Source organism: Flavobacterium hungaricum, assembly GCF_015182285.1.
Classification (GTDB): domain Bacteria; phylum Bacteroidota; class Bacteroidia; order Flavobacteriales; family Flavobacteriaceae; genus Flavobacterium; species Flavobacterium hungaricum.
Genome location: NZ_PRDM01000003.1, coordinates 568951 through 584592, shown reverse-complemented (window position 1 = coordinate 584592; position 15642 = coordinate 568951). Strand labels below are relative to the sequence as shown.

The 15642-nt window shown below is 32.1% G+C and carries 11 protein-coding genes and 1 pseudogene; all 12 read right to left on the bottom strand.

Going from position 1 to position 15642, the window contains the following annotated elements:
* Nucleotides 1–22: 22 nt before the first annotated feature.
* A complete protein-coding gene (locus C4F50_RS15585) occupies nucleotides 23–1315 on the bottom strand; it encodes an O-antigen ligase family protein (RefSeq protein ID WP_228012048.1) in 1293 nt (430 codons plus the stop codon).
* Entirely contained in the window at nucleotides 1312–2427 is a 1116-nt protein-coding gene (locus C4F50_RS15580; protein WP_194139567.1) for a glycosyltransferase family 4 protein, read from the bottom strand. Before C4F50_RS15580 ends, C4F50_RS15585 begins: the two co-directional genes overlap by 4 nt.
* The gene (locus tag C4F50_RS15575) at nucleotides 2418–3644 is read right to left on the bottom strand and encodes a lipopolysaccharide biosynthesis protein (protein ID WP_194139566.1); all 1227 of its coding nucleotides are present in this window, start codon (nucleotides 3642–3644) and stop codon (nucleotides 2418–2420) included. Before C4F50_RS15575 ends, C4F50_RS15580 begins: the two co-directional genes overlap by 10 nt.
* 12 nt (nucleotides 3645–3656) lie before the next feature.
* Nucleotides 3657–5807: a GumC family protein gene (locus C4F50_RS15570; RefSeq protein ID WP_194139565.1), complete on the bottom strand. Its 2151-nt coding sequence runs from the start codon at nucleotides 5805–5807 to the stop codon at nucleotides 3657–3659.
* Nucleotides 5808–5818: 11 nt separating this feature from the next.
* A complete protein-coding gene (locus C4F50_RS15565) occupies nucleotides 5819–6547 on the bottom strand; it encodes a polysaccharide biosynthesis/export family protein (protein WP_194139564.1) in 729 nt (242 codons plus the stop codon).
* Nucleotides 6548–6559: 12 nt separating this feature from the next.
* Entirely contained in the window at nucleotides 6560–6994 is a 435-nt protein-coding gene (locus C4F50_RS15560) for a response regulator (protein ID WP_194139563.1), read from the bottom strand.
* Between the two features lie 136 nt (nucleotides 6995–7130).
* A complete protein-coding gene (locus C4F50_RS15555; RefSeq protein ID WP_194139562.1) occupies nucleotides 7131–10160 on the bottom strand; it encodes a PAS domain S-box protein in 3030 nt (1009 codons plus the stop codon).
* A 2-nt stretch (nucleotides 10161–10162) separates the two neighbouring features.
* Entirely contained in the window at nucleotides 10163–11305 is a 1143-nt protein-coding gene (locus tag C4F50_RS15550) for an FIST signal transduction protein (RefSeq protein WP_194139561.1), read from the bottom strand.
* Between the two features lie 5 nt (nucleotides 11306–11310).
* The gene (locus tag C4F50_RS15545; RefSeq protein WP_194139560.1) at nucleotides 11311–12660 is read right to left on the bottom strand and encodes a sigma-54-dependent transcriptional regulator; all 1350 of its coding nucleotides are present in this window, start codon (nucleotides 12658–12660) and stop codon (nucleotides 11311–11313) included.
* 155 nt (nucleotides 12661–12815) lie between these two features.
* Nucleotides 12816–13471, bottom strand: a pseudogene (locus tag C4F50_RS15540) (IS6 family transposase).
* 256 nt (nucleotides 13472–13727) lie between these two features.
* Nucleotides 13728–13985: a hypothetical protein gene (locus tag C4F50_RS15535; protein ID WP_194139559.1), complete on the bottom strand. Its 258-nt coding sequence runs from the start codon at nucleotides 13983–13985 to the stop codon at nucleotides 13728–13730.
* A gap of 201 nt (nucleotides 13986–14186) precedes the next feature.
* On the bottom strand, nucleotides 14187–14768 hold the full coding sequence (locus C4F50_RS15530) for a hypothetical protein (RefSeq protein ID WP_194139558.1): 582 nt from the start codon (nucleotides 14766–14768) through the stop codon (nucleotides 14187–14189).
* Nucleotides 14769–15642: the final 874 nt, after the last annotated feature.

Genomic DNA, 15642 nt, shown 5'->3' with positions numbered 1-15642 from the left:
AAAACATTATTTTGGAAATTAATCAGATGACAAGATCGGGTCTTCTCTTTCTTAAGTAAATTTTCTGCTGCGAGGTAAAATGTTTATTACTTTTAAAACAAACTGAAAAAATAATCATTTGATAAAACAAAATCCCATAATTACTTTCGCCAAAAATTCCAAATTCAGTAAACGAATTTATAAGAACAGGAATCAGCATACCAATGAGCATTAAACGATTTTCTTTATCCTCATAAAAAAAAGCCCTGAGTGTAAAGAACATCTGAAAAATTGCCGTGCACAGGCCGATAAATCCTAAATTCATTAGTACCTGCATAAAAGTATTATGTGTCATTTTACCGGGATAAGTATGTACACTTTGGAAAAACTCTTTATAATCAATTCTCATATAGCCAAAGCCCAGCAGAGGTTCTCTGGGCAAACCTTCTGTTATGAGTGCCTGCCAAAATGGTAATCGCCCTGTTAAGGTTAATATCTCGTCCAGACGCTTTTGATCTCCGCCTTTTAAAATAATTTGATTTACTGCAAACGGAACAACCATAAGCACTCCTGCAATAATAGCCAGTTTTAACCCTTTGTTTTTAGTTTGATTAATATGGAAAAAAATAATTAAAAGAACCCCGATTAATGATGATCTGGAACCTGTCATAAATAAGGCATAAAAAATCACCAGAATTTTTATAATAGTCCATACTTTTCTTTTTTTTCGGTACAAATCAAAAATAAGACAGGCAGCACCAACCCCGGCAAGCATTCCCAATTCATTGGGATTCATCATCACCCCACCCAGTCTGGCCTCTTCTCCTCCATTGGTAAGCCTGAAAAAGGTATCGGGATCAATCCACATTCCCACAACAAAAATGGTCTGTAATACAAATACTGAGTTGCCTAAAAGATGATAAAGCCGGATAGTATGCCCTTGAAAAAAAACGTCTAACGTTTTTATACTTTTGATGAAAAAGAAAGCAAAAACCAGACTTTGAAAAGTCATAAACCATTGTAAGGCACTAAATCCTGGATTGGTGCTCCACATAAAAGATAGAAATCCCAGACTCAAATAGCCAAAATAAAATAAGGGAGAAAATATGTTTTTATAATTTAACGTGTTTACTGCTCCATACCTTATTATTTTATAATAAATCGCAATCGAAGAAAGCATAAGTCCCATTCGTCCAGCTACCTTTATAGCTCTGGTAATAATTACATTTTCGCTCCATGTAAAAAAACAAGCTATCATAAGCAGTAAAACAATAAACATATAATTGTTAACTGTCTTTAAAAAAGGTTCGTGATTAATGGTTTGCTTTTCCATCATATTTGGTATAAATCAGTATTGAATTTTAAAAGCAGTTTATTCCAGTTATAGTTTTCTTTTACCATGTTTATTGCATTACGCTGCATGGCTATAAACTCTTCCTGTTTGTTGTAGACTGCAAACATCTCACTCATTGCTTCTTCTAACTTTTTAATGTTTTGAGAATAAACTGTTCTGCCTGAATTATATCTTACCACTTCGGCGCCAATATTTGTTGCATCCGTTACGATACAGGGTTTTCCATAACTGGCTGCTTCAATAACCGAAAGCGGCAGCCCTTCATTTCTTGACGGATGAACGAAGACATCCATTCTTTGTAATAATTCATCTTTGTCCTGGCCAAATTTACTTCCGTAAAGTATCACACTATTGTCTAATAAATTTCTGGAAATAATATGCTGTAGCTCAAATTTCTCCTTACTGTCTCCCAGAATCCACAGCATAGAAGACGGTTCTTTTGCATGAAATTTTTTGAATGCTTTTATCAAAGTATCTAAGCCTTTAGTGTAAATATCCAGCCTGCCTATAAATCCAAAAACAATATTATCTTCTTTGACTTTCTTTAACTCTATTACAGGATTATTTTCGAAACCATAAGGAAGCAGAATGATGTTTCTGGTATTAAAAATTCTTTTTAGACCATGTACTTCGCTCTTGCCGATACAATGAATATGATGGGCTTTCTGAAGTATTTTTTTTTCGAAAAAATAAAAGTAAACCTTCTTTACGATACTGTTTTTTTGCATCGCTATGGTATTATAAGCTCCGTGCGGGGTAAAGACAACTTTTATATCATGCTTAAAAAACAATTTTACTAAAGTATAATATACAGGTATCCAGCCTCCATGAAGATGAAAAATGGCTTTGCCTTTTTTATTGATTACTGCTTCTTTAAGTTCTTTTGAAATGAAAAAAGGAAACTTTCTTTTTTGAAACAATCGTGTTTCAAAATTACGTGTTTCAAAATTTAATTCCAGATTTTCAGTAATGCCCCAAATAGCTGCTTTTACTCCAAAAACAGCTTGTTTTTCTGCCAGCTGATGCACTACTTTGTTTACCCCATTCATTCTTTGGGGATTTGCTTTTCCGAGAATCAGGTGAATTATTTCCATAACTGAAATTGTTTTTTGTGTAATTGATATTTCCAATATAAAACCATAATAACCTGATTGATTATCAGTCCCGTCACAGCTCCATAAAGTCCAGAATATCTTAGTAAAAAATGAAAAGTAACCAGAGAAGTAATAAAAGAGAATAAATACCCCGTAAAAAAAATCTTATTGAGCATCAATATCCTCACTGCAATTCGTATTGGATATCCCAAGAAAATAAAAAAATAAAGCACCGCTATCATTTTGATTACATAACCATAATGCTCATATTTCTGACCACCGGCCATGACTATTATTTGATTTGAAAAAATAAAAAACACCAATGTTAATAAGCCAAAAATGATCGCGCCTGTAAAAGTTAACCTGAGCAGATATTCTTTTGCTTCGGTAACATTCTGATGGTATAATAAAGCTATTTTAGGCAGAAAATAATTTTCAATTGTCTGCAATCCGATATTGATAATACCGAAAAAAGATTGTACCAGCCTTAAAGCCCCTAAAGCCTCAACACCCAGATAAATTCCGGCAGTTAATATAAAAAAATTGCTCGAACTCCATTGTACAACTGCCACACTTAACAGCCACTTCCCTTCTTTTAAATGAGCTGCCGCATACAGCCTCCATAGAATGGGTTTTTCGTAGTTCTTTATCATAAATAAAAATCCCGGCAAGGCTGCAATCAAATTACTAAGTCCGATAATAAGTAATACTTGCGACAGGTTTATGGTATCCAAAACCAAAATCAAAACAACCAAAACCAGCAACAGAATATCCATGATTAATACCGCTTTAATTCTGAATAAACCCAAAAGTAATTTTCTAAAAAAATCATTAATCAAAAATCCTGTCACAAAACAAATCAATGCACCAGTGCCTAATTGAAATAAACTGTTTTTTATAAAAAAATGGGATAGTATTACTATGAATACTGGGGGAATAAATAACAATAAGACTATCCCGAGAAATAAAGCTGTGATGTATTGTTTTCTCTTTTCTACTTTTACAGCCATAACCTGAAATGGCTGAATAACCAAAGCATTCATAATACTTACTGCTAAGTAAAGAAGCAGTACTATTGAAGAGTACAGACCAAAACTTTTAATATCCAGTTTTTGCGCGAGCAAAAGCGTCAGGCAAAAATTAGTTCCGCTGCTAATTACCTGGTCAGCAAGCGCCAAAAACGAATCTTTGGCTATTAATGCTTTTAGTGTATGCATTTTTTGTAAAAATTAGCGTTGAAAATATTTGTTATAGATTTTTTTGACAAACAAAAAAATACTTGGATTGTAACCTGCTTTATTGAGTATAAACGACAGGTTTGGCAAATGATATTCTTCCTGCAGTAACTCAATGCTTATTATGGTTTTCTCTGCTGTTCTCCGACTGTCCAGCACAACGAAATTTTGAGATGCTAAACTCATAAACAACAGAGCCAGTCTACCTTTATTTACAGCCTGATTATGAATAACACAGAGGTCGTAATTTTTCATTTTGTCTTCGATTTCATTTTTAAACACTGATTGGGTTGCCCTTAGATATTTGGAGCCCGATATATTGATGTAATTGTTATGATCCATCTGATTCTCCAGTTCACCAGTAGTATCAACTACCAGTACCTTTCTTCCCTGAGTACAGAAAGCCTTGATCAGATTTTTAGAATGAAACAAATGCTCTCTTGTTTTGTCATAAGAACTAATGGTGATAATATCTTTTTGCTGTACCAGTCCTTTCAGCTCCATTTGTAATGCTTCTTTTAAAAAATGATCTTCAGTTAGTTCGCTTTTTTTTATATACGGTGTTGCAATTGCAACAGGAATTGTACTGTTTTTTTCTATGGTATAGGTATCATTTACTTTTGCTTTTGCAAAATGAACTGCATATATTAATATTACAGAACCAAGCATTCCCATAATAGCCGCAACAATAATGATTATGGACCGAACTGGAGAAACCGGAGCGGTAGAAATTTCTGCAGGGCTTATCACTTTATGAAAAGCAATTTTAGCTGATTTTGCTATTTCGGCGTCAATTCTTTTTTCATTGAGAAAATTATAATTCTTTTCGTATAAATTAAAATCCCTGTTTAAAATGGTTAATTTTCTCTCTTTTTCAGGAAGCCCTATAAAAGCTTTTTCAGATTCCTTAATTTCACCCGAAAGCTCAGCATATTTTATCTGCAGATTATTCTCAGTATTCTTTATGCTTTCAATTTGGTAGTCTGTTAAATCTTTTAGCTTGGCATCAATCACTTTTACTTTTTCATTTTCAGGAGTATAGGTAAGTAAAAGGTCTTTTTTTTCTGCCTGTAAGTTCTTCATATTCTTAACCATCTCAGTAGAGAGCAGATCTGTAAAGGCTTCAAAATTTGGCGCTAAGTCCAGGAAACTGCCTTTGCCGCCGGCTATGTATTTATTTAAATCCTTAATGGCATCAAGGCTCATTTTCAAATTGGTTTTTTCTATTTTTAACTGTGCAATTTTTCTTAAATCTGTCTCTGTTTCCTGCGGTATATTAACAATATGCTCTTTGTCTTTAAAATTTTGAATATTATTTTCTGAAGCAGCCAATTTCTTATTAGAGCTCTTGATCTCTTCTTTTAAAAAATCAACTGTCGTATCTGCAGCCCTGAATTTACTTTCGATATAATCTTTTACATATACTTCTGCCAGTTTGTTTACAAACATTGCCGCCTTCTCCGGGACATTGCTTTTTAGATTTATACGTATTACGGGAACATCTTTATCAACAGATACAATATCAAGATTTTTATTAATCTTATCCATTAACTTTTGTTTGCTTAAAAACTCAAACTCATAAGAATCAATAATTTTCAGGTCTTTTTTGTATTTTATAAAAGGTTCATTCAAATGAATTAAAATAATACCTCCTTTAATTGTCATAGGTTTTCCAAAGGAACCTTTTATCCCTTTTTTTGAATCCGGATAAAAGAAAACAAACTCTTTAGTCGAAATCACATTTACACCGTATTTTTTATCAAGTGCATCTGCAGTGCGAAATGTCCCCTCTATTAAAATGGGAGAGTTCCTGAACAATTCGACTGATTGAAAACTTCCTTTTCTGTATATTTCCTTATTAAATGGCAATTCATCAATAGCTCTTCCTATTAGTAATGCTGATTTTAAAACTTCAATTTCTGTTGCTATTTTATTTTCTGAAGCAAAAACATCAAAATCTTTAAAAAGATTGGCGCTGGGAACTCCTTCCTGAACATCCGCCAGTTTTAACTTTGCTGTACTCTCATACAAGGGAGTTACATAATTAAGGTACTTTTTTGCAGCCAATACTGAAATTGCCACAGCTAAAATTATAATGGGAAGCCCTCTGAAAAATGGTTTTAATATTCTTAAGTTCTCATTCATATCCTTTTGTTTTATAATACTCCCATAATTATTGCTGCCGCGCTTATTGTTGTTGTCAGTGGAATAATGGTGGCTATTCGTTTATCAAAATCTTTATTCTTTTTAGAAGGAACAATAACAATGTCGCCAGGATGCAGTTGTATATTTCTATATACAATATTATCTCCCAGAGTAAGGTCTAAATTAGTAACTCTTACATTTTCACCTTCTTGTCTTAAGATTTTAACTGACTTTAAATTGGCATAAAACTCAAATCCTCCAGTTTTGCTGATCATTTCCAAAAGGCTTACATGATCTTTGTCTATTGCCACTGTATTTGGATTTCGAACTTCTCCTAAAACAATAATCTCTTTGTTGAGTACCTTTACATCTACAATAGGATTAACAAGCCATTTTTTAAGCCCTGTTTTCAGCATTTCTTTTACTTCCGGAATGGTTTTACCCAGAACATTTATTGTTCCTATTTTAGGCATTTCGATAGTGCCGTTTGTATCTACCATCAGCCATTTGCCATAGACTTCGTTTGAATTATAAATTCCGTAAACAGAACCAACACTCAAATTATCTTCTCCCCATACAGATATCGATATTTTATCATCTCTTCGTATTTTATATTGATAATTATTATCATATTCAAAATACTGTTTATCATTTGTTTCTGTTTTACTAACCAGTAAATTCTGTGTCTTACAGGAACAAAAACATAAGGCTATAACAAGTAAAGCGGCTAGTTTTTTCATAAAGGAAATTGATTAAAAAATCGACAATAAACGTTTGATAAAGCCAGGATAGTTATTTTTCAGCTGCTCTTTTACAGCAATTATTTTGTTTATAATAAGCTCTAATTTTTCATAAACATCATTTCCTTTTATCACATAATCAAAAGCGCCATACTTTAAAGCATCTACCGCTGTTTCTATGTTTTCTTGTCCGGAAATCATAACTACATATATATTAGGATCATACCGTTTGATCTTTTTAAGAACTTCAAATCCATTAATATCTTCCATATTATGATCCAGAAAAATAATATCTGGTTTTAGATGTAAATTAGCAATACAATCGCTGCCGTTAGAATAATGTGTGAGGTCGTCATATTTCATATTAACGAGATATTGATTGTACATATTGGCACAAAAAACATCATCGTCTACTATAAAAAATTTAAATTGAGTTTTAGTTTCCATATTATCCTGCTTTTATTGATAACATGTAAGCTATAGTTAAGCCAAAAAAACAAAACCACTGAAAATCAGTGGTTTAAATTAATAATAAGATGTTTTTTTTTCCAATTTTTGGAATAGTTTCCACAAAAATAGATTCTTAGCCCTGAATTTCTTCTTTGAGCTGTTCCACGGCAGTGAGTAATGTATCTTTTATTTGAAAAAAGATGCTGGTAATTTTTTCCTTATCAGAACCTTCTTTACTGATTTTCTCTAAAATTTTGATATCCTCGATAATACTGAAGATTCCCATGCCTTCAATACTAGGCCTAATCTTATGAATAAACTGGCTCAATACTAAAAATTCATCACAAGACAGCGCTGCTTCTGCATTTGGAATAACCTCTTTTATCTGTTCAATAAAAATGATAATCATTTTTGTAATAAACTCCGGATTGTCTCTACCGATACTATACAAAGACTTTAAGTCATAGAGTTTTTTATCTTTTTCTTTGACAGCATCATTTAAAGCACCATGTTTATTGGTATATCTTGAAATGGTTTCAATAAGATCGAATTCTTCAAAAGGTTTTGTAATATAATCATCCATACCTGCATTTTTGCATTTATCAACTTCGCTTTTAAAAGCGTTGGCCGTAAGGGCAATTATAGGAGTTTGTAATTTCAATTCTTCCCTGATTTTCATTGTAGCTTCAATACCATCCATTTCAGGCATCTGAACATCCATTAAGATAATATCAAAACTTTTATTTTTTAAAATTTCTATTGCTTCAATACCATTTGTGGCTTCGGTAACCAAACAGTTAAAGTAATTCAGTGTATTAATGGCTACCATTCTGTTAATAATATTATCTTCAACCAGTAAAACATTAATTCCCGAAATATCTACATTAATTTCGTCTTGAACTTTTTTAATATTATTAATGCTTCCTTTTTCCAAATCAATAATAAAACTGATCGTAGTGCCTGAACCTTTCTCGCTTTGAACATTAATTTTACCGTTCATCAGCTGGATCAGTTCTTTCGTAATGGTCATACCTAATCCTGTACCGCCGAATTTTCGTGTAATTGCTTTATCTTCCTGAGAAAATTTATTAAAAATATTTTCTGCGTAGCCTTGTTCCATTCCTATTCCAGTATCTACAACAGAAATTTGCAGTCTCTGGAAAGTTTTAGTATCTTTTAATACTTCGCATTTTAAATGTATTTTTCCTTTATGGGTAAATTTCAAAGAGTTGCCAATGAGATTAAATAAAACTTGCTCTAATCTTACAATGTCTCCTTTTAAGACCTGATGAACATCTTTAGAAATCTGTGAAATTAGTTTTAATCCTTTTTTCTTTGCCAATGGCTCCAGTACATTTACTACATTACTTATTACATTCTCAAAAATAAAATCCTCTACTTCTATTGACATCTCGCCTGCTTCTATTTTAGAAATATCCAGTATGTTGTTTATAATAGACAATAAATGTTTTGAGGCTACAGTACTGTTCTCTACATATTTTTTTTGCAGGTCTGTCAGGTTTTGTCGCTCTAATTCTCTCAAAAAACCAATTATGCCATTAAGGGGCGTACGAATTTCATGACTCATATTAGCCAAAAAAGCCTCCTTTGCTTTAGAAGCCTGCTCTGCCTTGAGTTTTTCACTCTCCAATTCAATTTCCATCTGCTTTTGTTCGGTAATATCCAGATGAATTCCGATAGATCCCACTAATTTACCTTTATCGTCATAATTGGGTGCACCGCCAATAGCCCACCATCTTAGTTCTCCTCTTTTATTCTTGACCGGAATTTGATAAACATCAGAAACTCCTTTTTCACGCAATTTATTTTTAGCATTTAATTTTTCGAGGTTCTCTCCAAAAACAAATGTTTTGGCAGGATTTAAACCAATTAATTCCTCAATTTCAAATCCTGATATGCTGGCAAAACTTTGATTGGCAAATTGGATTATTTCATTGTTGTCAACTTCAATAAGTCCTAAATTCATGTTAGTAATAATATTGCGGTACTTCTCTTCCTGAACCTTCAATTTAGTCTCTGTCTTTTTTCGCTCTGAAATATCCTGCATAAAAGAGCAAAAAAATACTTCTCCATTTTGCTCTAAAGGTATAATGGAAATCTCTACAGGAAATTCATGCCCCATATTATTGACGGCTGGCAGTTCTATCTGTTTGTTTAAAACAGGACCTTTACCCGTTTCGGTATAGTATTTAAGTCCTTTTGTATGTCCTTCTTTGTGCCTGTCGGGAATTATTGTCTCATTTAATGTTTTACCTAAAACTTCTTCTTTTTTCCATCCAAAAATAATTTCAGCCTGATTGTTCCAAAAAGTTATTTTTCCTGTACTATCTATTGTAATAATGGCGTTTAGTGAAGAATTCATAATAATACGATTTCGCTCTTCACTTTGTTTGAGTAAATTTTTACTTTTAATCCTTTGTGTTACATCTGTAGATTTCCAAAGGTGCCCAATACATATACTATCAATAAAAATAGGAACGTAATCTCTTTCAAAGAAACGATTGTCTATTGTTTCCAGTATTTCACCAATTACAATTTCTTTGCGGGATAAGATTTCATCAATCCTGTTTTTATAAGCTTGGCTATCTTTAAATAAAACCTGAGCATCACCTATATATTGAGCTGGTTTTTTACCAATCATTTCATCAGGTGAAGCATTGATATTACGAATATCACATAAATACTGATTCACAAATAAAATAGTATCATTATTATCTACCACTAAGATTCCTGATTGCAGATTGCCTAATAATGTCTTTAAAAACTGGACGGTCTCAAATAATTTTTTTTCAGTTTCTTTTCTTTTAGTAATTTGTTCACTGACATATTTTGAAATAAAAAGAAGATCATTTTTTTCATCTTCATTTATGGAGCTGTAGCCCTGATCTAACTGAGTAAGGCTTTCATAAAGATTTAAAATAGATTGCTGTTTTAATTCATATTCTTTCTTTAAATTCTGGTGTACTTCGTTATACTCCTTTTCGCTTTCCTGAAACGAATGATCCATTAAATCCTTATCTCTTTCAAAAGATAAATATGAATCATTAACCGTTTTTATAAAGGATTGAAAAAATGGATTATCCTGAAGATCAGCAGGTACATTTTTATTAATCTGCCTCTGTAAAAGTTTATGAAGGTCCATAACTAGTCTATTTCATTAATACAAGTAATAGTCATAGTCTGGTTATGAAGTATGCACTCCCCAAAGGGCTTTAGAGGCGAAATCTCTCCGTAAGAATAAAAACCTGAAATGATCGTTTTGTCTCCAAAAATCTCTGAAACAGCTTCAACTTCTTCATCAATTCTGGATCCCAGAATTAATTTTCTTCCAACACAGCTAATTAAAAGAGCTAATTTTGGACTAAAACTTTTTAGTTCTAAACAGGAAGAAGCAGCTTGACTTGCCGCATCTATTAATCTGTCAAAATTTGCTTTCATAAATCGTACTTTGCTTCCTTTTGGCACATCCCCTGCAAAGGTCATCGTCTGATTCACTTCATCTATAGATAAAATAGTTCTGACAATAGGTTCGTCAATTCCGTCAATTTTGATTGACAATGGAAAAAGTAATGCAGAACCAGGAAGTTCTTCTGCATACTTTCCTAAATAAATTTTATAGAGATCCAATACATTTTTTCCATCAATTTCATATAAAACATTATTTTCTGATTTGGTCACAATTCTCTCTAACCCAAAAGTTTCCCATCCTCCCAAAGATCCGTGAGATACAACTATTTTTTGACCGTAAAATCCAACGGCAACAATTTTGCCTTGTTGCGGAATTTCATTTAAACCTACAACCGTTTTTTCAAATCTTGCTGCATCACCTGCCAACCCGCCCACGATCAATACCTCTTCATTTTTTACGGCATTCATTCCATTTACTAACTCACTTCCATTTACTTTTCCTCCATCAGAAAGTATAAGAACCAATTTTAAATTATCCTGGTCAAATTTTTCGACCAGCGATGAACCAGCCTGAAAACTATTTTCATAAGCATCTATATCAACTTCATAAGTTTTAATTACGGTTGAAGAAAATTTAATTGCGGTCAGAGATATGGTATTATCCAAGACTTCATTTTCATAAATCTCGCCTGCTGAAGAACAAAAAATCAATTGTGAGGCAGGAAATTTATTTTTTAACTCCTTAAAAACTTTCTCATCTGATAGTAAATCTCTTGAACCAAAACCTAAAACTAAGTCCAAATCATTGAAATCTAAATTATCATCATTCAACTCTCTTATAAAAGAATTATTTTCAAATAAAACTGTTGCTGTTTTCATGTTAATTATTTTTTAGTTTGACTGGACTGAATCAGGTTGTAAATTGTAGATTTTCCTATGTCTAATTGTCTGGCTGTTTTTAATACATCTTCGTTATTTTTTTTTAAATAGTACAATATAATTTCAGCAGTAAACTCTTTTAAAGTCTTATCTTCAGACAAGAAAAAATCAGCTGCATTTATACTCTCAAAAGTTAAGTCATCAACAGAAATTTCATTATTCTCACACATAACGCAGGCAAGATCTATAATAGACTTGAGCTCTCGTATATTTCCGGGAAATTTATATTTAAGCAGTTTTTCTTTAGCTTCTTTTGAGATGGTAATGTTTTTTAATTTATTTTCTTTGGTAAAAAGATCACAAAAATGTTTTGCTAAAAGTAAAATATCATGGCCCCGTTCTCTTAAAGGCGGTAATTCTATAGGAAGACCTGTAATTCTATAATAAAGATCTTCTCTAAAGGTTCCTTTTCTTACCTCTTCTTTCAGATCTTTATGAGTGGCTGTTATTAATCTTGCATTAAATTTAATAACTGACTTTCCTCCAAGTCTTGTAACTTCTCTTTCCTGCAATACTCTTAGTAATTTACTTTGAAGATTTAAATCAAGTTCAGCAATTTCATCAAGAAAAATGGTTCCTCCATCTGCCTGTTCAAATTTACCAGCTGATCTTTGATCGGCTCCTGTGAAAGCTCCTTTTTCATGTCCGAAAAATTCACTCTCTACAAGTTCTTTAGGAATGGCTGCCATATTTAAGGCTACAAATGGTTTATTTCTTCTATCAGAGTTATAGTGAATTGCTTTGGCGGCAATCTCTTTCCCGGTTCCTGTTTCTCCGTTAATAGAAACGTTTATGTTAGTACTTAAAGATTTGTTTATTTTATTAAAAACGACCTTTATGGCATCACTTTGTCCTAATATAGTATTCTCAAAACTGAACTTTTGTTCCAGTTTTTCTTTTAATTCTTCTACTTCCTCAATGAGACTTAAATTCTCCCTGATTTTAATAATCGAATTCCAGAGCAGTTCTTTTGTATGGGTGTTTTTTACAATATAATCTTTTGCTCCCGATTTTAAAAAATCTACAGCCACTTCAATTTCTTCCTGACCACTTATAATGATAATGGGAATTTTATTGTTGATCTGCTGTATTTTTTTTAGAAGTACGTCACCCGTTGTATCCGGTAACCCAAAATCCAGACATATAATACCGGGATTCTGAAATAAGTTATCTAAACATTCTTTTCCGGTTTTAAACAAAAATACTTCAAAATCAGGATTTAATTTAAGGTGATATTTTAAAGATTCTCCAAAAAATGGATCGTCTTCAACTACGAAAATTTTGAATGATTTCATCTGTAATCTTTTAGTTTTTTACCAACACCAAACTACAAAAAAAATCCTACATATTTTCATTTAAACAAGAAATATTGTATAGCATCCAGATTTAATTTCTCTCGCATCTGTAAGAATCAAATATAAAAATTTAAGTCATTTAAAAGTTAGCCCGCCTATTTACACAATGATTTAAACATAGATATTCCTAGTCTAGCCATCTGACTCTTTCTCAGCATATGCGCAACTTCAATTCCGCTCAAGGTTCGTCCGGCCGATTCAAAACTTTTAAAACCTAATCCGTTTTGTATGCGCCGCTTGATAAAACGATGGTCCTGCTCTACAATATTCTTGCGATATTTACACTGCCGGATTTTAATCTTTGAGAATGAACGCTTGTTATAGACTTTGACAGCGGCAGTATTTGAACCGCTTTTATCAATATTTATTACTCCTGGCTTATAGTTATTATTACTGGCTGTAATTAGAAATGACCGGGCACTCATTCTCTATCTTTTTCTGCTCAAAAGAAAGTCAACCGTATTGCCTAATTTATCTACTGCCCTATATAAATAACACCAAATGCCTTTTACTTTGATATAGGTCTCATCCAATCTCCAACTTGTACCTACCTTACCTTTTCTCTTTTTCATCTCTGCCTCAAGCAAAGGTGTAAACTTATAAACCCAGCGCTGAATTGCAGCATATCCACAAGCACTCCTCTAATTTTCATTATTTCCTCAACATCACGATAACTAAGTGTAAATCTTAATTTAAAATATACTGTCTGAAGAATGATATATTTTGGATAACAATGACCTTTAGTATTCATTTTTTATTAGTTTTGAAAAACCAAAAATAAAACTTAGTCATAGATGCGACAGAACCGTTGCTTCCAATGGTAAAAAAAACGGTTAATTTCTAAAATTTTCCTTTTAATTTAACCAATTAATATTTAATTTCCGTCATATGTCAATTCATAATTCATTGACTTGAGCTCATCTAAAGTAAATTCATATCTTTTGTCGTACAGCCCTTGGCTCTTTATTTCCTCCCATTATGCGTATCTGTTGTACTTTTTTTATAAATCAATATCCATAGTTTCTTATCACCACTTCTTTTAAACAAAGAATTTTATTGGTCTTTAAATCCTTTAAAACTTCAATTCCTTTAAAATAGAATTCTTCGTCCGAATTGACGTCCTTCAATACAAATTTATCTGCGGTATGCTTTGTCTCCGATATGTAGGAGTTATCCACTTTAAAGAAAAGGGTGTCTTTAGTTTTCTGCTGCGCCTGCAGCTTAGTGCACAGCACAAGTAGAAATAGATATAGTACTTTTTTCATACTTCCGTTTTTTTTAAGGTAAATAATCAATTACCGAAATTTTTCCATTTCGATTTGGGAGCAATCGCGCATAATGTTCTGACATCACAAGCGGTTTGCTAATTATGCAACTGAGTATTTTCAGCTTAACGAAAATATGAATAAAACCGATAATTCCGCTAAATCTGCAGATCGATTGTAACGGCTGTCACCAGAAGTTTTTTATTCTCTATAATTTGTAATAAGATTTAAGTAAAATTTACCATTTGTCACTTTAATTGTATCTTTGGAGACTTTTGGATTAAATAATTTAAACTTAAATTCTCCTTTGAATCTTTTATTTATTGTGTCAAATTTTGATATAACTAATTCTCCATTAGTAAAGGTCTCTATATCTTGAGAAGAAAGTTTTATCTCAGGCTTAGATTTGTCAAATCTGTAGAAATATTCAAAAATTAACTTGTCTTTAGTCAAATTATATTTTCCAATTTTATTAAAGTTAAATCCGCCAAATGTAATTTGTTCAACATAATTTGAGTTTATTTCAAGTCCCATTATTAAAACATAAGGTTTAGAATCTTTTTTAGTAATATTTATGTTTGCATTTTTTGGTTCTGTGGCGATAGTTTCCCAAGAGGGATTAAATTGTTTACCGTTAATATTACATGAAAAATTCCTAGTGATATGTTCAATATCATTATTCACATTGTTAGTTTTTGTTTGTTTATGTTTAACCGCAGTTTTTTTCTGTGCGTAAATTGTGGAAAAGGACATTGTTAAGAACAAGTAAATTATTAAACGCATTTTCATTAGGTTTTGATTTTTGTAAAATTTCTGGCAACTAATATATACTACTGACATCATCAGACTTATCACCTTTAAATTAGGTAGATATGTCTGACAAACGTCAGTTTCATTTCCTTTCAAATATATAAAATAAGCTTATAAATCATCAAAAGGACTTTTAATTTATTGAATGTTTTTAGCGCGCACATGAATGTAAATTTCTGAAGTATTACTGCTGCTGTGACCTAATAATTCTTGTATATGACGCAAATCAATTCTGCATTTTGAGTATAAAATAAAAAATCTCCATTTTTCATTAACACATTCACATCATACAATTCAAATCAACACACTACTCCAACCATCTTCCCTATCACCGGCCAAAAAAACAATAACAATATTCTTAAGAAAATAAAACAATCTAAAAAGGAAAAAGAATCACAAACCTAAACTAACTAACTAACTAACTAACTAACTAACTAACTAACTAACTAACTAACTAACAACAAAATAACATTTAAAAATTGGTTTGTCATTTCATTGCTCATTGAATTTCCTGCTCTCCTATTTTGGATTACTTGTTACTAGACTGAAGCAAAAAAATGATCTATTCGTGCTTCTTAAAATCCCCCTGTCCAAAAAAATTGTTTTCAAAAGAAAAAACGAAAAAAAGAAAGCACAGATAAAGCACGGGTTAAGGATGCGGCGTGCTATAAGTCCCGAAGGGCTGACAATAGGAACTGGAGTCAGTTATGCGCATGCAGCAGACTGCCGGCGCTAGTTTGGTTGTCTTTTTTAGCCGTTTTGAATAAAAACAGCATAATGCCATAATCTCTAAAATAGGATAAGACAGGACTGAAGTTCTCATGGTGCTGCAAAATCATCCCTTGTG